Raw genomic sequence first — 19927 nt, 5'->3', positions numbered from 1 at the left:
TCCATGGGATGATCGCGCTCCACCGCGCGTCCATCCCTGGAGATTCCGATGTCATTGTTGAGTAAAAAAGCCCTTGTCCTGCTGCTGGCAGCCGCTACCGGCCTTGGGGCTTTGAATGCGCAGGCCGCCAAGGCCACTTCCAGCGATGCGCCAGCACAGAAGGTCTCGATGCTCGGCGGCAAGTTCACCTTCAACCTGCCCAAGGGTTTCCTCGCCAACCCGCTTCCGGCCAGCCCGGGCGGTGCCAACGGCACCCTGTACAGCAATGAGACCACCAAGACCGTGGTGATCGCCGCTGAAAACACCCTGCCAAAAGGTATCAGCGTCAAGGACAACGACGGCGGGTTCCTCGACGGCACCGTGGCCGACTTCGATGCGGCGCAACACAAGTCCCTGCCCGACTACAACAAGCTCAGCGAGAAAACCCTGACCCGGAAATCCGGGCTGGGCCTGCGCCAGGTCGACGGCACTGCCACGCAGGGCGGTGGCATGACCCTCACCACCACGCTGATGGCGGCATCCGGCACCCGCATGGCGGTGATTCAGGTGATTTCCCGCCCCGGCGACATGGCGGCCCACGAAACCCTGATCAAACAGATCGTCAGCGGAAAATAAGACTCAGGGGTTGAGACGCTGCAACCAGGCGCTCAAATCCTGTATCTCGTCGGCGCTGATGTTGTGACCGACACCGGGGTAGCCGTGGAACTCGGGTTCGAGTGACACGCTCTGCAACAGACTGTTGGCTTCGGTGCCGTCGCTGTAGGGAAGGCGTTTGTCCTGCTCGCCATGACCGATGAAAATTGCCAGCGACTGACGTTTTTCATCCGGTTGGAGCTCGGACTTGAGTACCGGCAGAATCCGCCCGCTCAACGCAGCGATCCCACCGAGCGCCTCGGGATGCCGCAGGCCTGTTTCGTAGGTCATGATCGCGCCCTGGCTGAACCCCACCAGGAATACCTTCTCGGGCTCGGTGTGATACTTCTTCGTGGCCTGTGCGACGAAATCCAGCAGCAACTGGCCGCTGGACTTCAGATCATCGGTCTCGCCGTTGTAGGCCCCTTCGCCCTTCTTGCGGAACCACTGATAGCTGCCTGCTTCCATCACCAAAGGTGCCCGCACCGACAGGTAGGTGTAGGACTCGGGCAAGTCGTCCTTGATGCCGAACAGGTCCTGCTCGTTACTGCCGTAACCGTGAAGAAAAATCACCAGGGGTTGATGGTTCGAATCGGCGCTGGCCTGCTCCAGGTACTTGAGCGGCAGGTCGGTTTGCAGCGGGGTTTGGGCGTGGACGGCAGTGGATGCCAGGAGGCTGAGCAGCGCGAGAATCTTCAACATGGGTCTTCCTTCACGGAATGCAGGATTCGCGCAAGAGCCTAACACTGGTCAGCAGGCAGGAACATCTCGGGCGTGGCGAATGCCGCCATCGCGGGCAAGCCCGCTCCCACAGGTTTTGTGTGCGCCACAAATCCACTGTGGGAGCGGGCTTGCCCGCGAAGAGGCCAGTACAGACAAAGAAAATTCCCGGCTCAATCGTTGATCAGCTTCCCCGCCCGAATCACCTCGCGCCCCGCCACTTTCGCCTGCCAGGAGCCTGGCTGGGTGTAGCGCCCACGGTCGATGGCGAACAGCACGCCACTGGTGCCGGCCTGCACGGTGGTGACCTTGTCGTTCAACGGGTCGACCACCTCGAACAGCGCATCGCCCTTCTCCACCCACTCCCCGGCCTCACGCAAGAAGCTGACCACGCCGTGATGCGGGGCGAACAGGTATTGGGTGCCTTCGAATGGCATGCCTTCACAGCATTCGGCCGGTGCCGCCGGCCAGGTGCCGGAGATGAAACCTTGCTCGGCAAGGAACCCGAGGATTGCCTCGCAATTGGCCTGGGCCTGGTCGACCCGGGTATCTCCCATGCTGCCCAGCTCCAGCGTGGTCGCCAGGTTGGCCGGTGGAATCGCCGCCGCCGGGAACGCCCTGGCCAGGCGCAACCATGGCGAAGAACAGGATTCATCGAACGAACTGCCGCCGGAGTCTTCACACAACAACGCCACGCCGGCCTTCAAACGCGCCGCCAGGGATTGCCATTGCGGCCAGTGCTGCGGCAAGGCGTAGATGTGGATCGCTGCATCGAAATCGCAATGCAGATCGAGGGTGATGTCGGCGTCGCAGGCATGGCGCAGCAACAGGCGGTGCATGGCTTCCAGCTGCGATGCCGCTGCCGGCAAGCCGTCGAGAACCTGACCCATGGTCTGGCGAATCAGCGCGATGTTGGCCTGGGCGTCTGTGCCCAGGCGATCACCTATCAACGCGGCCACCGGTGCACTGAGTTCGACGAACGAGCGGTTGAAGTTCTTGCCGCTGCCCAGCTCGAAACGGCCCATGTGGCTGCCTTGCAAGTGCTGGTCGAGGCCGATGGGATTGGCCACCGGCACCAGCTCGATCACACCGTTCAATTGTCCCTGTTGTTCAAGTTCGGTCAGGCGTTTCTTCAACTCCCAGGCCGTGCGCATGCCAGGCAATTCGTCGGCGTGCAGGCTGGCCTGGATGTACACCTTGCGCGTGCCCGCGCCATAACGAAACACGCTGAGGGTGCGCTCGCTGCCCAGATGGCTCCAGGGAAGTTTGTGGTCGATGCGTTGCATGTGGGGGGCTCCTGATGTCTGTACGGCGAGATCACCTGTGGGAGCAGGCCTGCTCGCGAAGGCGCCGGTACATTCAACATCCATGTTGCCTGACACGACGCCTTCGCGAGCAAGCCCGCTCCCACAGGTATCTCAGTGCTGAAAATGATTGCACAAAAAAAATGGCAACCGCTTCAACGGTTGCCACTTTTTTAAACGGCTCGCTTACTCGCCGTAAACGTCAAACTTGAAGTACTTGTCCTGCACTTGCTTGTACTTGCCGTTGGCGCGGATTTCGGTGATAGCGGTGTTGAACTTGTCCGCCAGTTCTTTATCACCCTTGCGCACGGCAATGCCGGCGCCGCCACCGAAGTATTTCGGATCGTTGTACTCAGGACCGACGAAGGCAAAACCTTTACCGGCGTCGGTTTTCAGGAAACCATCGTCCAGGTTGACCGAGTCGGCCAGCAGCGCATCGATGCGGCCGGACACCATGTCGAGGTTGGCTTCCTGCTGGGAGCCGTAGCGCACCAGGTCAATACCGGCAGGCACCAGCACTTCCGTGGCGAAGCGGTCGTGGGTACTGGCGCGCAGTACACCGACTTTCTTGCCCTTGAGTTCGGTCAGCGGGTCCTTGATGCTGGAACCTTCCTTCATCACGAAGCGCGCCGGGGTGTGGTAGTACTTGATGGTGAAGTCGACGTTCTTCTTGCGGTCGTCAGTGATGGTCATGGACGACAGGATGGCGTCGATTTTCTTCACCTTCAGCGCAGGGATCAGGCCGTCGAACTCTTGCTCGACCCAGGTGCACTTGACTTTCATCTGCTCGCACAGGGCATCGCCGATGTCCACGTCGAAACCGGTGAGTTTGCCGTCAGGGGTTTTCATCGAGAATGGCGGGTAGCCGGCTTCGATACCGATGCGGATCGGCTTGGCGTCTTCGGCCACAGCGGTCAGGGACAACATCGACAGTGCCAGGGCACCGAACATCACTAGCTTCTTCATTTATAACTCCTGTGTGCGGAGGCTTTTATTGGCAGCTTCGATTGGCAGCGTTCGGTCATCGCTTCGTGAGCGGGAACCGGGGTGGGCGGGCAGTCTAGAGTGGCTACTGGAGGGCAAATTACGCTGAAGCGACAAATACTTATAAAAAAGTGGCAGCAGGATGCAGGCGTTGAGGTGCACGCTCCATGACGGTGCAAAGTCTGTCAGACAAGCCGCGTTTTCAGACCAGACCTACAGGTTTTCCGGCGTCATCCGACGGAATGAACCGACTGGCGATGCCGGGAGTTTTGCGGCACATTGAGCGCCCTTGCATCCCATCGAGAAAAGCGTGATGCCCACGTTGAACCTGATCCAGCACCACCCCGCCGAAGGTCCGGGTGCCATCGCCTTCTGGGCCGAATCCCGAGGGCTGACGCTGAAGGTGTTTCGCGCCGACCTCGGCCAATTGCCGCCCGCCAGCGCCGATCCCGTGATCCTGTTGGGCGGGCCTTACGAATCCAATGCCGGCCCGGCCTGGCTGGAGGCCGAACGGCAATGGCTCAAAAGCAGTCTCGATCAGGACGCGGCCGTGTTCGCCATATGCCTGGGGGCCCAGTTGCTGGCGCTGAGTCTCGGAGGGAATGTACGGCGGATGGACCAGACCGAAACCGGATGGACCACCGTAACCTTTATCGAGGGGCAAACACTGAAGGTGCTGGAATGGCACGAGGACGCCATCGACTTGCCGCCTGCCGCGCAGCTGTTGGCCAGCAGCGAACACTGTGTGCAGCAGATGTACCGCGCCGGGCCGGCGCGGCTGGGGTTGCAGTTTCATCCGGAGTGGAACGCCGAGTCGGTGACCATGCTCAATGCGCATTTTGGCGATGAGTCGCCGTTGCCCCGGGGTTCGCAGGAGACTGAGGCTTACGCAGCAGTGGCCAAGTGGTTAGAGGCAACGCTGGATGAGTGGTGGGCAGCCTCTGCCTGTCGCTGATGCAGATTAAAGCGCATTCCTGTGGCGAGGGGGCTTGCCCCCGCTGGAGTGCGAAGCGCTCCCAAAATACTCGACTAATGCCCAGATTTTGGGGTTGCTGCGCAACCCAACGGGGGCAAGCCCCCTCGCCACAGAACTCAACGATGTTTGAAAGTCAGCATTCGCAACCAATCACGTTACGGGCTGATCGTTGCTCGGTGACACTCAACTCAAACCCTTCATCCAGCCATCCGGTCACGCCGCCGATCATCTCCTTGACCGGATAACCCAGGGCCGCCAGCTTCACCGCTGCCTTGTTGGCGCCGTTGCAGTGAGGCCCGGCGCAATAGACCACGAACAGGCTGTCTTTCGGATAACCCGCCAAACCTTCGGCAGTCAGCAGACGCCGGGGAATGTTGATCGCTCCCGGTACATGCCCGCGTTCGAACGCCAGCGGACCACGAACATCCAGCAGAATGAAATCGACTTCACCGCCCTGCTGGCTGGCGTGGACGTCAGAACAATCGGTTTCGAACGTCAGACGGTTGCTGAAATGCATCAGGGCGATGGCCGATGGGGCGGCGGGAATTTCGCGAACCAGACTGGTCATGAGCTGTACTCCTAAGAAGCGGTGGGTGTGGGATGACTTTATCCGCCAGCCACTTGCGGCTACAGTGGCGTACAAGACACTCACCGGGAACTTTCCGCCAAATGCACCCTACCCCAGGAATGGTCGCGATTCTGGCCTACGACGGCCTTTGCACGTTCGAGTTCGGCATTGCCGTGGAGATCTTCGGCCTGCCCCGACCTGAATTCGATTTTCCGTGGTACGAGCACCGTATCGTCGCAGTCGATCAAGGCCCGATGCGTGCCATGGGCGGCATCCAGGTCCTGGCCGATGGCGGCATGGAATTGCTCGCCAGTGCCCGCACCATCATCATTCCCGGCTGGCGCGACCGCAGCGCCGCGGTACCCATGGAACTGATCGCAGCCCTGCGCCAGGCCCATGCGCGGGGCGCGCGATTGCTGTCGATCTGCTCCGGTGTTTTCGTCCTCGCCGCCACCGGATTGCTCGACGGGCACGGTGCGACCACGCACTGGCGCTATACCTCGGAACTGGCCGAGCGGTTTCCCGGCATCCTGGTGGACCCGGACGTGCTGTATGTCGACTCCGGCCAATTGATCACCTCCGCCGGCAGCGCGGCAGGTATCGATGCCTGCCTGCATCTGGTGGCACGGGATTTCGGCACGCAGGTGGCCAATTGCGTGGCCCGGCGCCTGGTCATGTCGCCGCAACGCAGCGGTGGCCAGGCGCAATTCATTCCGACGCCGGTCAGTCCTGCACCGCGCAGCGATCTTTCTCGCGTCATGCAGTGGGCACGTGAGCGTTTGCACGAGCCACTGGAAGTACGCGACCTGGCCAGCGAAGCCGCGATGAGCGAACGCACGTTCCTGCGCCGCTTCACCGAAGCCAGTGGCCAGTCACCGAAAAGCTGGTTGCAGCACGAACGCCTGGGCCGCGCCCGCGAGCTGCTGGAAAGCAGCGACCAGAACACCGAGCAGATAGCCGAACGTTGTGGTTATCGCTCGGTGGAAAGCTTCCGGGTGGCCTTTCGAACGGTGGTTGGCGTACCGCCATCGGTGTATCGGGAGCGGTTTGGGCGTGGGGGCAGTGCTGTGTTTTGAGGTGTTCTCAAGGGCCTCTTCGCGAGCAAGCTCGCTCCCACAGGTTTTGTGTTGTTCACACCATCCCTGTGGGAGCGAGCTTGCTCGCGAAGGGGCCAGACCGGGCTAGCCAACTTTCAAGGCTTGCGCAATAAATAGGTATCCATGATCCAGCCATTGGCCAACCGCGCAGCCTTGCGCACCCGTTCGATTTCATCCGCCACATCCTTGAGCTTGCCGCTGATCAGGATTTCATCCGGCGTCCCCAAATAGGCCCCCCAGTAAATCTCGGTGTCCTGATCCACCACCTGATGGTAAGCATCCTGAGCATCGAGCATCACCACCAGGCTGTCGGCATCGCTCACCTGCCCCGCCGCCAAACGCCGGCCTGTGGTGATTTCAACGGAGCAGCCAATCTGGTTGAGCGGCACCTTGTGCTGTGCCGCCAACGCCTGGACGCTGGTAATGCCGGGGATCACCTCGAACTCGAACGCGCAGGCACCTGAAGCCAGGATGGCCTGAAGAATACGAAGGGTGCTGTCGTACAGCGCCGGGTCGCCCCACACCAGAAAACCACCACACTGACCGTCGGACATTTCCTCGTTGATCAGCCTTTCGAAGGTCTGCTGCCTGGCCAGGTTCAAGTCGTCGACACTGGTCCTGTAGTCCATCTCACCGCGCTCGCGCTCCGGGCTGTGGGCTTCGACAAAACGGTAAGCGTGATCGGTGATGTAGCGCTCGCAGATTTCGCGCCGCAATTCGATGAGTTTGTCTTTGCTCTGGCCCTTGTCCATGAGGAAAAAAACATCGACCTGATTCAGCGCCTTCACCGCTTGCATCGTGATGTAGTCGGGATTGCCGGCACCGATACCGATGACCAGGAGTTTTTTCATCAAAACAGATCCTCGGGGTCGGTGCCCGGCAAGCGCAGCCGCCAGCGGCCATGGAACCTCAACTCGACAGCCGCCAAGGGGTCGACGTCGATCAGGCTGGACGATGCTCCTTGCAAAACGTGCGTCAGCGCGGCGCGGATGACAAAGGGATGGGTAATGGCAACGATGTGCCCCGGCGTCGATTGCAACGAGGTCAGCCACCCGCTCACCCGCTCCTCCAGTTGCAGCACCGACTCGCCACCGTGGGGTGCCGAAGCCGGGTCTACCAACCAATACTGGAGTTTCTCAGCTTCAGCCTTTTGAAGTTCACCGATGCGAACACCGCCCCAACGCCCGAAGTCGCAGTCCCTCAACGCGTCGACAATCTCCGGCGAGCTGCCGAACAGTTCAGCGGTTTGCCGGGTGCGCAACTCCGGGCCACAGACAAGACGCGGAGCGCCCTTGAACTGATTGCAACGGGAAAGCCTGAGCGCTTGCCAATCCATCTCCAGAGGTTCGTCCAAAGGAAAACGCGCCAATTTCTGTGCAACGGTTCGAGCGTGGCAAATCAGGGTTAAACGGGTCGCCTGCACCAGCAATCACTCTATGAATGGAAAGGAACGATGGCCGCAATTGTGCCGCAAGTAAGCAGAGCCGGGGGTGTTTAATTTTCCTGTTTGAAACTGATTCCTTCAGGCATTTCCTGACAGGTTTTCTGTTATGTCTGACCGCAACTCAGGCAATGTCTTACAAGACTTTACGACATCGGCGTAGCCCTTTAGTACAGGCATTTCGCCCCTTTTTCGGACACGGACAGACCACGCGAAAATTAACTAGACAGGCAGTGCGCGATAATTAAATACTCCTTTCAACGGACTGTTAAAACATGTTCCACGCTCATCCAGCAGGAGCCCGGATGCCCTTTCTCGAACCCCCGATCAATGCGCCTGGCCAGGCATCGCTTGCGGCCGAATTGCCCGCTCTTTGTTTAAAACGGTTCATCCCAAGAAACATCTGACAAGAAAAAGAGTGGCGCCTGACAACGTTCAGACGACCACCGATTTAATGTGTGGAAAAACCGATAGTGATAGTCAGGTTCGGCTCAAACCGCTGAATCGATTGATACAGGAGTGTCTCCATGCTGGTCTTGCGTCCAGTCGAGTTAGCTGATCTGCCCCAGTTGCAGAGGCTGGCTCGTGAAAGCCTCGTGGGCGTTACATCCCTGCCCGACGATAGCGAACGATTGCGCGGAAAAATCCTCGATTCCTGTGCCTCGTTCGAGAAGGACGTCGAGGGTCATGGCCCGGAAAACTATTTCTTTGTACTCGAAGACCTGACGACGCAGCACCTGGTCGGCTGTTCGGAAATCCTCGCCACGGCGGGGTTCAACGAGCCGTTCTACAGCCTGCGCAACCGGCACTTCACCAGTGCCTCGAGGGAGCTGAACATCGAGCACGGTGTACCGGCCTTGTCGTTGTGTCACGACCTCAGTGGCCACACCTTGCTGCGGGGCTTCCATATCGATGCCGCGCGGGTACGCACCGCGTATTCCGAACTGCTGTCGCGGGCGCGCCTGTTGTTCATCGCCGCCCACACCCGGCGTTTTTCCGAAACGGTGATCACCGAAATCGTCGGCTACAGCAGTGATCAAGGTCACTCGCCATTTTGGGATGCCGTGGGCAAGCATTTCTTCGACTTGCCCTACGTCGAGGCCGAACGGCTTTGCGGCCTGCAGAGCCGCACCTTTCTCGCCGAACTGATGCCGCAGTATCCGATTTACGTGCCCATGCTGCCCCAGGCGGCACAGGACTGTATCGGCAGCATCCACCCCGATGGCCAGGAAGCCTTCGATATCCTCGAACGTGAAGGCTTCGAAACCAACAGTTACATCGATCTGTTCGATGGAGGCCCTACACTGTACGCGCGCACGTCGGGCATTCGTTCCATCGCCCACAGCCAGTGCGGCGTAACGCAATCCGGACCGGTGATCGATGCCCGTGGCAGCTATCTGGTGAGCAACGACTCCTTGAAGGATTATCGGGCCATTGTCGCCGATCTTGACTACATCACCGGGCAGCCCGTCACGCTGGACGCCGCCATGTGCAAGGCATTGAAGGTGACCGACGGCAGCCCGATCAGGCTGATCGCCCTGTGAATACCCGCCAGGGTCAACACCAACGTCCGAGTACACGCGAACAAGGAACAGCCGCATGATTGTCCGTCCGGTCCAGATCACCGACCTGCCCGCCGTGCTCACGCTGGTGCGCCAGGCCAGTCCGGGGCTCACCAGCCTGCCGGCCAACGAAGAGCGCCTGGCCCACCGTATCCGCTGGGCCCAACGCACCTTCGCCGGGCAGGTCGATCGTGCAGATGCCGATTATCTGTTTGTGCTCGAGGACGACGAGCAGCAAGTGGTGGGCGTCAGCGCCCTGACGGGTGGCGTCGGCCTGCGCGAGCCCTGGTACAACTACCGGGTCGGACTGACGGTCAGCACGTTACCGTACCTGGGCATCCAGCGCCAGATCCAGACCCTGTTCCTGAGCAATGAATTGACCGGGCAATCGGAAGTCTGCTCGTTGTACCTGCGCTCCGATCAGCGCCAGGGAAACAACGGCCGCTTGCTTTCGCTCGGGCGTTTTTTGTTTGTCGCCGAGTTTACGCAGCTGTTCGGCAACCGGCTCATCGCCGAATTACGCGGCAGTGCCGACGAGCGAGGTGGCTCGCCATTCTGGGACAGCCTCGGCCGGCACTTTTTCAAGATGGATTTCAGCCGCGCCGATCACTTGTCCGGGCTGGGCAACAAATCGTTCATCGCCGAACTGATGCCGCGCCAGCCGCTGTACACCTGCCTGCTCACCGAACAAGCCCAGGCGGTGATCGGCAAGGCCCACCCGAATACCGAGCCGGCCCTGAAAATTCTTAGCGCCGAAGGGTTTGCCCACAAAGGCTACATCGATATCTTCGACGGCGGACCGGTCCTTGAAGCCCCGGTTTCCGGGATCCGCACCGTGCGCGACAGCCAACCGCTGTCACTGGCCATCGGCTCGCCAGACGATAAAGCGCCCCTCTGGCTGATCCACAACCGCCGCCTGGAAAACTGTCGCATTACCTGCGCCCCGGCCCGACAGGTGGGCAACAGCCTGGTGGTTGATCGCCTGACCGCCAAGCGCTTGCAGCTGCAACCCGGTGACTCGGTGCGCGCCGTGCCGCTGCTTGACCAACGGCTGCAGGCCGTGGCGGCGTGACCTATCAGTTCCATCGTTGCGACGTCAATCGGCCTTACCCAGCAAATTCGTCATCATTCTCCCCCTGCGCGCGTGATAGCCTTTTATTTCTTTGGCGTTGACACTTTTGCTCAAGCCCTTCCATTCCATTGGTGGAACTCATATGTCCAGGCTTTCCCATCAAGATTTGCGCCGCAATTTTCGCCAACTGTTCGCCTCCAACACCTGCTACCACACGGCCTCGGTTTTCGATCCGATGTCGGCGCGCATTGCTGCCGACCTGGGCTTCGAAGTCGGGATCCTCGGTGGTTCGGTCGCATCGCTGCAAGTGCTGGGCGCCCCTGACTTTGCCTTGATCACCCTCAGCGAATTCGCTGAACAGGCCACCCGCATCGGCCGTGTCGCCCAGCTGCCGGTGATTGCCGACGCCGACCACGGCTACGGCAACGCGCTCAACGTCATGCGCACCATCGTCGAACTCGAACGTGCCGGCGTTGCCGCGCTGACCATCGAAGACACGCTGCTGCCCGCCCAGTTCGGCCGTAAGTCCACCGACCTGATCACGGTCGCCGAAGGCGTCGGCAAGATCCGCGCGGCACTGGAAGCCCGCTGCGATAAGGAAATGGCGATCATCGCCCGCACCCACGCCGGGATTCTGCCGGTGCAGGAAATCATCAGCCGCACCCGGCAATACCAGCGCGCCGGAGCCGACGGGATCTGCATGGTGGGCGTAAAGGACTTCGACCATCTGGAACAGATCGCCGAGCATCTGAGCGTGCCGCTGATGCTGGTGACCTACGGCAACCCGCTGCTACGCGATGACAAACGCCTGGCCGAACTGGGTGTTCGCGTGACCATCGACGGCCATGGCGCGTACTTCGCCGCGATCAAGGCGACCTACGACAGCCTGCGCGAGCAACGCCAGATCCTCACCCAGACGTCGGACCTGAGCGCGACCGAGCTGACGCACACCTACACGCAACCCGAGGAATACATCCGCTTCGCGGAAGAGTTCATGAGCGTGAAGGAATGACGGTTTAAACCGACAGGCCGCCCGACCCGCCGCCTTCGCGAGCAAGCTCGCTCCCACAGGTTTTGCAGTGGACGGTCAGGCCGAGTCGAGCAGTTCGCGATGGGGTTTGCCATTGCCGCAACAGATCACGCGGTTACGCCCGGTGGTCTTGGCTTCGTATAGCGCATGATCGGCATCGTTGAGCCAAAGCGTCGCGTCGGTGTGCGCCGGGTTGAATGACGCCAGGCCTATGCTCAGGCTGACTTTCAGCGCCGGACTCTGCTCGTACCCCAATGTGGCGAAGCGATCACGCAGGGCATCCATGACAGCGGCGGCGCGGTTCAGGGGCAGGTCCGGAAGGATCACGCAGAACTCGTCACCGCCGTAGCGCCCTGCCACATCGGTCGCTCGCAGGTTCTGCCTGAGCATTTTGCTCAACTGGCGCAAGACGATATCGCCGGCAACATGACCGTAGGTGTCGTTGATGACTTTGAAATGGTCGATGTCGATCAGGGCAATCGCCCCGCCTTTTTGCTGGCGTTTGCAACGCTGGAACTCGACTTCCAGCTGGTCCTTCCAGGCACCATGGTTCAGCAGGCCTGTCAGGCTGTCGGTGCGACTCAGTGCCAGCAGTTCACGCTTTTGAAGGCCGAGGGTATGGGCCTGGCGGAAGCAGATCCAGCCCAATGACAACGGATACAGGCACAGCAAAGGCAAACAGGCATAGAGTTGCACCGGGCTGGTGGCAGGAATGAGCACCGGGGCAAAAATCTGCAAGCCAACGCAGAGGCCTAACACTTGCGCAGCCGTACCGGCCAGCAGGAAGCGCAAGCCGCCGATGGCCACGTTGTGCATGGCCATCATGGAAATGGTGGTCGCGCTGGGCAATGGATTGAACTGCATGGCGGCAATCCAGAAGCCGCCGAGAAAGGCATCGATCAGCAGATTGCGGTGTTCGGCGTGATAAGGCTTGCTGGCCCGGCGCGCCCATTGGTAAGCCAGGTGCGGCCAGACCAGGCCATTGAACCACATGAATCCCCAGACCCAGGGCGCCGGATCGAGCGGATACATCGCCGCGCTCACACACACCAATCCCAAGGCTACCCCCAGGATTCGCGATGTATAGAGCCTCCTGGCCAATGAAAACCCCCGTCCTCCCGTTTTTGCCATAGGGCCTCTGTGCCACTCAACGGAATGCGATAACAGCCTGAGCCTATGCGCTGCAGTCTATCAGGGCGACATTAAATAGCCATCACCGGCTGGCGGGCTGAATATCCGCCTGTCACGCTCGAATAAATGCAAAAGCCTCCTCCAGAAACGGCTATACATGAAAGAAGGAGTTGATCAATGACCATAAGAGGAGGCCCATGCAGACCTTTCAAGTATTGATCATCGGCAGTGGGTTTGGCGGCCAATGTGCTGCAATTAATCTGCTCAAGGCCGGCATCGACGATTTCCGCCTGCTGGAGCGACGGGATTTCTTCGGTGGTACCTGGTGCCAGAACACCTATCCCGGTGCGGCGGTCGATGTGCCCTCACCGCTGTACTCATTGTCTTTCGCCCCGTATCGCTGGACGCAAATGTTCGCCGGGCAGGCCGAATTGCACCGCTACACCCGCCATGTGGTGGAGCACTTCGGCCTGCGGGACAAGGTGGAACTGAACGCGAATGTCGAGCGCGTAGAATGGGACGACGCCAACAAGCGCTGGACGGTGTACACAGCCAGCAAAGGCACGTTTTGCGCGCAGTTCCTGATCAACGCCACCGGGCCGCTGAGTCAACCGGTGGTTCCGCGCTTCGACGGACAGGAACGCTTTCAGGGCAAGACGTTTCACACCAACAACTGGGATCACAACTACGACTACCGGCAAAAACGCGTGGCCATCGTCGGCAGCGGCGCCAGTGCGGCCCAGGTCATTCCGGCCATTGCCCCGGACGTCGGGCAGTTGCATGTGTTCCAGCGCACGCCCCACTGGGTGTTGCCCCGGGCTGACCACAGCTTTGGCCGCTTGCAGCGATGGTTGCTGGGTTTCAAGCCAGCCTACAAGCTGCTGCGCTGGGGAATCTATTGGCAATTCGAAACCCGGGTGATTGGCTTCAAGTATTCGAAGCCGGCCGTGCACAGGGTCCAGCGCCAGGCCCTGCACTTTCTCAAACGCCAGGTGCCGGACGCCGAACTGCGGCGCAAACTGACGCCGGACTACACCATCGGCTGCAAACGGGTGATTCTGTCCAGCACGCTGTACCCGGCACTGACGCGCAGCAACGTAACGCTGCACAGCCGCGAGCAAGGCATCGCGGCCATCAACGAAACCGGCATCGTTACCCTCGATGGCCAACACATCGAAGTGGACCTGATCGTCTGGTCCACCGGCTACGACGCCACCGACGGGGTGATTTCCTACCCGGTAACGGGCAAAAACGGCACCCGTCTCAAGGAGGTCTGGGCGCCGTACCCGCGGGCCTACCTCGGCACCGCCCTGCCCGACTTCCCCAACCTGTTCATCGTCACCGGGCCGAACACCGGCATAGGCCACACCTCGGCGTTGTTCATCATCGAATCCCAGATGAATTACATCCTCGATTGCATTCGCACCTTGAAGGTTCAAGGTTTACGCAGCATCGAAGTTCGCCATGAGGCGGAACGTACCTACACTGAAATGATCCACCGGGAAATGGAACGAACCGTGTGGAAGTCCGGTGGTTGCCACAGTTGGTATCAAAGCAAGAGCGGTCATGTGATTGCCATGTTTCCGGGGTTCAGCTTCAGCTTTCATCGCTTGACCCGAGCGCTGAACCCCGCCGATCACATTTTGTCCTGAGCTGATAGAAGGGAGACGCGTGATGCTTTTGTTGTTCGTCGTTCTCGCAGTATTCGTCGCCTGGAGCTGGCTGACCTACCCGGCCATCGGCTATTGGCTCTATGACCTGAACATGGCGGCCGAGGCCAAGCTGTACCGGCTGCACAAAATCGTCGTGCCCATCCCCGAGATGACCGTCTCGACCTGGCAAGGCGGACCGTACGAAGCCACCAGCAATGTGCTGATGCTCCATGGCTTCAGCGCCGACAAAAACCTCTGGCTGCGTTTCGCTCGGCACTTTGTCGGCGGCCATCGAGTGATCATCCCGGACATCGCCGGCCATGGCGAAACCGGCTTCAAGGCAGGCGGCGGCTACGACATCCCGCTGCAGGCCAAGCGCATGATCCAGCTGCTGGATGTGTGCGGCGTCGAAAAAGTCCATGTCATCGGCAACTCCATGGGTGGCTACATGGCGGCGTGGCTCGCGGCCACTTACCCCGAGCGCATTGTGTCCGTGGCGCTGATCGACCCGGCCGGGGTCACCGCGCCCGAGCCCAGTGACCTCGAACGGCATTTAGCCAAGGGCCACAACCCGTTTCTGATTCACTCGCGCGAAGAATTCCAGCGTTTCTACGCCATGACCATGGCTTCACCGCCCTGGGTACCGAAGCTCGTGCTCGATGCCGTCGCCCAGCGTTATGAACAGTCTCGCGAGGAACTGGAAGAAATCTTCCGGGATTTTCGCGCCAGCCCGCCGATGGAACCGCACCTGCCCGACATCACCGCCCCGGCCCTGTTGCTGTGGGGGCGCAAGGACCGGCTGATCGATGTCAGCAGCGTGGCGGTCTGGAGCAAGGGCATCGCCGACTTGCGCGTGCATATCTGGGACGCCGTCGGGCACATGCCCATGGTGGAAGCCCCCACCGGCTCGGCGCGGCTGTATCGCGAGTTTTTGGCATCGCTGCGCTCGGAGAGCCCGCAGGATCAAAGACTCCACTAGGTTTGCAGTCCTTTGCAGAATGAAGTTCGTCAGAAACTTCGTTTGTCGGCGTCGCTGAAGGCTGCGATCTTTCGTCCATCCTTTACGTCACCGCGCCAGGAATCCTGTTCATGAACCACCCGAACTTCGTCAGCCCTGACCTGATCCGCCAACGCTTCTCCAAAGCGATGTCCGACATGTATCGCGAGGAAGTGCCGTTGTACGGCGCGTTGATGGAACTGGTGGAGCAGACTAACCGCCACGTGCTGGACAGCGATCCGCAAATCTTGCAGCAGCTCAAGAGCACCGGCGAAATCGAGCGGCTGGACCTGGAGCGTCATGGGGCGATCCGCGTCGGAACGGCCGCTGAACTGGCAACCCTCGCCCGCCTGTTCGCGGTGATGGGCATGCAGCCGGTGGGTTACTACGACCTGACACCAGCCGGCGTGCCGGTACATTCCACGGCGTTTCGTGCGGTGCATGAAGCGTCGTTGCAGGTCAGCCCGTTCCGGGTATTCACCTCGCTGTTGCGCCTGGAACTGATCGAAGACCTGGAGCTGCGAGCGTTCGCCCAGTCGATGCTCGACCAGCGCTCGATCTTCACCCCCACGGCCCTCACGCTCATCGAGCGTGCCGAATCCCTGGGGGGCCTGACCGAGCAGGAAGCCGGGGAATTCGTCGAACAGGCACTGGAAACGTTCCGCTGGCACCACAGCGCCACCGTCACCGCCGAGCAATATCAAAGGCTCAGCGCCCAGCATCGCCTGATCGCCGACGTGGTGGCGTTCAAGGGCCCGCACATCAACCACCTGACACCGCGGACCCTGGACATCGACATCGTGCAGGCGCAAATGCCGGCCCATGGCATCACCCCCAAAGCGGTGATCGAAGGCCCGCCCCGCCGCCAGTGCCCGATCCTGCTGCGCCAGACCAGCTTCAAGGCTCTGGACGAGCCGATTGCCTTCACCGATCAAAACGAGGCTCGCGGCAGCCACAGTGCCCGTTTCGGCGAAATCGAACAGCGCGGCGCCGCCCTCACGCCCAAAGGCCGCGCACTGTACGACCGCTTGCTCAATGCCGCACGGGACGAGCTCAAGGACTTCCCCAACGAAGCCAACGCCGTGCGTTACAACGCCCTGATGGCGCAGCATTTCAACGAATTCCCCGACACCTGGGAAGGAATGCGCCAACAGGGCCTGGCTTACTTCCGCTACTTTGTGACGGAAAAAGGCCTGGCGGCGGACGACCTGAAAAACGCCGCCCTGGACGACCTGCTCAGCAGCGGTTACCTGCGGGTTGAACCGCTGGTGTACGAAGACTTCCTGCCGGTCAGCGCGGCGGGGATTTTTCAGTCGAACCTAGGGGACGCGGCGCAAACCCGTTACGGCGCACATGCCAACCAGCAGGCGTTCGAACAGGCCCTGGGGCGTTCGACGATCGATGAGTTGGGTCTGTATGCCGAGAGCCAGCGGCGTTCGATCGAACAGTGCTTCGCCGCGTTGGCCGATGTTGTTCAAGTCAATAAAAAACATGACTGAAGGATTTGTCACCACTCAATAAAAAGGTTCTTCACGCAATCCCGGGAAACACCGAAAACGCAATACCTGTAGGAGCCAGCTTGCTGGCGATGGACTCAGGTACGCCGCGTTTATCCGGTTCACACGCGTTATCGTTAACGACCATCGCTGGCAAGCCAGCTCCTACAAGAGACCGCGTCCGAGTCGAAAATGTAGGAGCAGCCGGTCGACGCTCGATTGCTGGCGATGGACTCCAGTGCGCCGCGTTTATCCAGTTCACACGCGTTATCGTTAACGACCATCGCTGGCAAGCCAGCTCCTACAATACAGCCAATAAGGTGTTCGCCCAGTGCAATGGCCTCGGCAATCCATGCACTGGTAAAGAGCCCTGACACTGGGCGAACGGAAAGTATTTTAGTAGAAGTGGCTAAATATTTCCGTGCGGTAAAGATGAAATTTATCGACATGATATTTAATAAAATGTCGACTTAAATCCAACCCCGCACCGTGCCACAAACTCACCAGTTCGACCATATGAGCTGATTATTCCTATACAAAACTTGCACAGTAATAATCAGCCCATATAGAGCCATTACTCAATCTCAGTGCTTGCTGGTCACCGTCAATATATCGGTATAAACCACGTTAACGCTTTGCCCGACTTTCAAGTCCTTGAGTTTGGCCTGGACCTCAGGACGTTTCACGTCGACGGTCTTGGACTGGCCTTCCGGGTTTTCGAAGGTCACCTTGTGTTTCTTCAGGTCAATGTGGGTGATTTTCAACTGCACTTTCACCTGACGGTAAGCTTCGCCGCCCGGGTTGGCGCTACCTGGTGCAGCACGCACTTCACCGGTGGCTTCGGCGGTGCCGGGCAGGCCTTTGTCGATATCGGTGTCGAGGTAGGCTGCAACGGCGCTGGTGACCCTGATGTCGACCGTATCGCCGACTTTGAGGTTTTTGAGATTTTTCGCCTTGTCGGTCAATTGCACAGGGAACTCATTACCCTGCGGGCCTTTGAGGACCACGGAATGGTTCGCGGCATCAACCGAAACGACTTGGGTGGAGACCTGATCAGCCACCACGACTTCGGACAACGGAATATCGGCGGCAACCGCGCCAAAACTGGCGGCAGACAGCAAGGTAGCGAGGGTGATGGCTTTGGTCAGTGCATGGCGTTTCATAGGCAGAACATTCCCTGTGATAGATGGCAACAGACGGCGTTGAAACCAGGCTCAACACCATGTGTGCGATGAGCATAGACGCTGTTCAACGAGTGGTCGTGGCGAGCCGCTGATTTTCTAATACCCGGTCATTTCCAGATAGCCGTTCCCTGCATGGCTGCCACTGAGGCGCACCGGGCCTTCCCAATATGGAATGCGCAAATCCATCCAGGCCTTGGGATTGAGCGCGGTGATGGCGATATCGAGGTGTTTGGCGGGGATCTTGATCGACCAGCGAATGGGCATTTCGCGCCCGGCAACGCTGGCGGTGTCTTGCGGCGTGAGGCTAATGTCACTGGCGTGCAGCAATTGTGTCTGACCCCGGGCGTCGATCCAGGTGCCGGTGAGGTAAGGTTCGCCGTCCTTTTGCCGCATGCGATACAGCATCACCTGCTCGCCGCTGTCCAGGTGCAGGGAGAGCCAGTCCCAACCACTCTGGTTGGCCGTCAGGGGCTGGCTGCTCCATTCCCGGTCGAGCCAGGCCGGGCCACTGACCTGAAAGGTTTTGCCGTCGATTTCCAGGGTGCCGCTGGCCTGGAAAAACGGCTGGCTATAGTAGTAAGAGGCCTGGCCCTGTTCGGATTTCTGGCTGAACCCCTGGTCCCCCTGAAGCACCAGCGGACCTGTCGCGGTCAACCGCAGCCGGTAGCTGAAACGCTGGTCGCGGGCACTGAGTAGCACGTCAGCCAACGGGTCGTCGGCCGTCGCCTGGCTGCGCAATTGCCAGTCGTCGATCCACGCATTGAACGGCGCAACGCTGACACCGGCCTGACCGACGCCGCCACGGGCATAACGTTCGGCCGCGTGATGCGCCGTCGCCGATGTCACCGCCGCGTGGCCGAGCCAGATTGTCTGATTCTGCCAACCCGCCACCTCGGGGGTGGCTTTCAACGCGCTGCGGAACAACGTCCATTGCGCGCCGAACTCATGGCCCTGATCGTCCTTCAGGTTGGCCGTGACGTACCACCATTCGATGCGAAAGCCGTCGTGCGGGCCGTGATCCACCGGGAAGCTGAACACTCGACCGGGCACCACCTTGGTGAACGCAGCGGCCTGGTTACCCAGTCCGGCAAATCCCTTTTGCTCCGGTGTCGATTGATCGCAGCCACTCAACAGCAGCACCAGCAGCGCCAGGAGCAAGACGCCGAGATTAATTTTCATGGGCAAACGTCCGCAGCAGGTCCGCCGGTTGTGTGCGGTACAAACGATACAACGGCCAGGCCGAGGCCAGTAAGGTCGCCACCAGCGCCAGCCCCATCAATTGCAACAGTTGCACGGGAAACACCCGCAACGGCAGGCGCCAGCCAAAGGCCTGCACGTTGATCACCGTGTCCAGGCACCACGCCAGGGCGATGCCCAGCGGCAACGCCAGCACCAGGGTCAGCAACGCCAGCAACCAGGTTTGCCCGAGGTTGAGCAACATCAAATGCCGACGCGTCACCCCCAGCGCCCACAACGGCGCCAGTTGCCCGAGACGGCTCTGGCTTTGGGTCAACAGACTGATGAACAGCGCCACCCCGGCCACGCAAAGCGTCAGGCTGTTGAGCGCGGCGGTGGCGGCGAAGGTGCGTTCGAAGACTTGCGTGGACCAGCCCTTGAGCCGCGCCTGATCGACGATGCGGCTGTCGTCCAGGGTAAACCGCGCCTGCAACGCCGTGACGAACGCCGGGATCGACGCCGGTTCGATGCGCAGGTTGAAGCGGTTCGGCGTCAGTTGCGGCCAGCCGCGCAACAGGTGGTTGATGTTGACCAGAACGTGGCCCTTGGGATTGCCATAGTCGGCGTAGATCCCGACGATCCGTGGCGACCACGGGCCAGTGGGCGTCGGCAGCGTCAGGTGATCGCCCAGTTGCACTTGCAGGCGCCGGGCCAGTTGTTCGCTGAGCATCACCGCATCGTCCTTGGCCAGTCGTTCCCAAGGGTTGTCGCCCAAGGCTTCGAGCAACGGCCAGTGCTGGCGATAGGTCGGGTGGTCGATGATCCCGGACAGGTCCGTCGGCCAGCCCTGCAACTGGATCGACACCTGCCAGTTGGGCAGCACCGCCGCCAGTTGCGGCTGGTG

The 19927-nt window shown here is 60.4% G+C and carries 19 protein-coding genes; 9 read left to right on the top strand and 10 right to left on the bottom strand.

All coding sequences use genetic code 11. From position 1 onward, the window contains the following. Positions 1–48: 48 nt before the first annotated feature. Positions 49–615, top strand: a complete 567-nt coding sequence (locus tag PMI29_RS19830) for a hypothetical protein (RefSeq protein WP_007996331.1) — start codon at positions 49–51, stop codon at positions 613–615. Positions 616–618: 3 nt separating this feature from the next. Here the strand turns inward: PMI29_RS19830 and PMI29_RS19835 are convergent, their stop codons facing one another. From PMI29_RS19835 to PMI29_RS19845, 3 genes are all read right to left on the bottom strand, one after another. Beyond that, positions 619–1335: an alpha/beta hydrolase gene (locus PMI29_RS19835; RefSeq protein WP_007996329.1), complete on the bottom strand. Its 717-nt coding sequence runs from the start codon at positions 1333–1335 to the stop codon at positions 619–621. A 191-nt stretch (positions 1336–1526) separates the two neighbouring features. Beyond that, the gene (locus PMI29_RS19840) at positions 1527–2639 is read right to left on the bottom strand and encodes a succinylglutamate desuccinylase/aspartoacylase family protein (RefSeq protein WP_007996327.1); all 1113 of its coding nucleotides are present in this window, start codon (positions 2637–2639) and stop codon (positions 1527–1529) included. 204 nt (positions 2640–2843) lie between these two features. After that, entirely contained in the window at positions 2844–3623 is a 780-nt protein-coding gene (locus tag PMI29_RS19845; protein ID WP_007996325.1) for an ABC transporter substrate-binding protein, read from the bottom strand. 331 nt (positions 3624–3954) lie between these two features. On the opposite strand from PMI29_RS19845, the gene PMI29_RS19850 reads away from it, so the two are divergent. Then, the gene (locus PMI29_RS19850) at positions 3955–4596 is read left to right on the top strand and encodes a type 1 glutamine amidotransferase (RefSeq protein WP_007996324.1); all 642 of its coding nucleotides are present in this window, start codon (positions 3955–3957) and stop codon (positions 4594–4596) included. A 154-nt stretch (positions 4597–4750) separates the two neighbouring features. Here PMI29_RS19850 and PMI29_RS19855 read toward each other — a convergent pair whose 3' ends face one another. Beyond that, positions 4751–5185 (bottom strand): rhodanese-like domain-containing protein, encoded by a 435-nt coding sequence (locus PMI29_RS19855; protein WP_007996322.1) that lies wholly within the window; start codon positions 5183–5185, stop codon positions 4751–4753. A 101-nt stretch (positions 5186–5286) separates the two neighbouring features. Between PMI29_RS19855 and ftrA the strand changes: the two genes are divergently transcribed. Then, positions 5287–6261 (top strand): transcriptional regulator FtrA, encoded by a 975-nt coding sequence (ftrA, locus tag PMI29_RS19860; RefSeq protein WP_007996319.1) that lies wholly within the window; start codon positions 5287–5289, stop codon positions 6259–6261. 116 nt (positions 6262–6377) lie between these two features. Here the strand turns inward: ftrA and cobF are convergent, their stop codons facing one another. Then, positions 6378–7133 (bottom strand): precorrin-6A synthase (deacetylating), encoded by a 756-nt coding sequence (cobF, locus tag PMI29_RS19865; protein ID WP_007996318.1) that lies wholly within the window; start codon positions 7131–7133, stop codon positions 6378–6380. Then, positions 7133–7705, bottom strand: coding sequence for a histidine phosphatase family protein (locus tag PMI29_RS19870; RefSeq protein WP_007996317.1), 573 nt, complete (start codon positions 7703–7705; stop codon positions 7133–7135). Before PMI29_RS19870 ends, cobF begins: the two co-directional genes overlap by 1 nt. Before the next feature lie 545 nt (positions 7706–8250). Between PMI29_RS19870 and PMI29_RS19875 the strand changes: the two genes are divergently transcribed. The 3 genes from PMI29_RS19875 to PMI29_RS19885 all read left to right on the top strand — a co-directional run bounded on the left by PMI29_RS19875 (position 8251) and on the right by PMI29_RS19885 (position 11369). Further along, complete coding sequence (locus PMI29_RS19875) at positions 8251–9267, top strand: arginine N-succinyltransferase (RefSeq protein WP_007996316.1); 1017 nt, start codon at positions 8251–8253, stop codon at positions 9265–9267. Positions 9268–9322: 55 nt separating this feature from the next. Further along, entirely contained in the window at positions 9323–10357 is a 1035-nt protein-coding gene (astA, locus tag PMI29_RS19880; protein ID WP_007996315.1) for an arginine N-succinyltransferase, read from the top strand. A 142-nt stretch (positions 10358–10499) separates the two neighbouring features. Continuing rightward, a complete protein-coding gene (locus PMI29_RS19885) occupies positions 10500–11369 on the top strand; it encodes an isocitrate lyase/PEP mutase family protein (RefSeq protein WP_007996313.1) in 870 nt (289 codons plus the stop codon). A gap of 75 nt (positions 11370–11444) precedes the next feature. Here PMI29_RS19885 and PMI29_RS19890 read toward each other — a convergent pair whose 3' ends face one another. Further along, the gene (locus PMI29_RS19890; protein ID WP_007996312.1) at positions 11445–12518 is read right to left on the bottom strand and encodes a diguanylate cyclase; all 1074 of its coding nucleotides are present in this window, start codon (positions 12516–12518) and stop codon (positions 11445–11447) included. A gap of 197 nt (positions 12519–12715) precedes the next feature. Between PMI29_RS19890 and PMI29_RS19895 the strand changes: the two genes are divergently transcribed. From PMI29_RS19895 to hglS, 3 genes are all read left to right on the top strand, one after another. Beyond that, positions 12716–14170 (top strand): flavin-containing monooxygenase, encoded by a 1455-nt coding sequence (locus PMI29_RS19895; RefSeq protein WP_007996311.1) that lies wholly within the window; start codon positions 12716–12718, stop codon positions 14168–14170. Between the two features lie 22 nt (positions 14171–14192). Further along, positions 14193–15149 (top strand): alpha/beta fold hydrolase, encoded by a 957-nt coding sequence (locus PMI29_RS19900; protein WP_007996310.1) that lies wholly within the window; start codon positions 14193–14195, stop codon positions 15147–15149. A 110-nt stretch (positions 15150–15259) separates the two neighbouring features. Then, entirely contained in the window at positions 15260–16666 is a 1407-nt protein-coding gene (gene hglS / locus PMI29_RS19905; protein WP_007996309.1) for a 2-oxoadipate dioxygenase/decarboxylase HglS, read from the top strand. A gap of 581 nt (positions 16667–17247) precedes the next feature. Here the strand turns inward: hglS and PMI29_RS19910 are convergent. From PMI29_RS19910 to PMI29_RS19920, 3 genes are all read right to left on the bottom strand, one after another. Next, positions 17248–17826 carry a hypothetical protein gene (locus tag PMI29_RS19910; RefSeq protein ID WP_007996307.1) on the bottom strand — a complete coding sequence of 193 codons (579 nt, stop codon included), beginning with the start codon at positions 17824–17826 and terminating at the stop codon, positions 17248–17250. A 117-nt stretch (positions 17827–17943) separates the two neighbouring features. Continuing rightward, positions 17944–19026, bottom strand: a complete 1083-nt coding sequence (locus tag PMI29_RS19915) for a lipocalin-like domain-containing protein (protein WP_007996305.1) — start codon at positions 19024–19026, stop codon at positions 17944–17946. Further along, positions 19016–19927 (bottom strand): ABC transporter permease (locus PMI29_RS19920; protein WP_007996302.1); only part of this gene is annotated, 912 nt, incomplete at its 5' end. The genes PMI29_RS19915 and PMI29_RS19920, both read right to left, overlap by 11 nt.

The sequence above is a fragment of the Pseudomonas sp. GM49 genome (genome assembly GCF_000282355.1).
Lineage (GTDB): Bacteria > Pseudomonadota > Gammaproteobacteria > Pseudomonadales > Pseudomonadaceae > Aquipseudomonas.
This window is presented reverse-complemented; position numbering and strand designations above follow the sequence as displayed.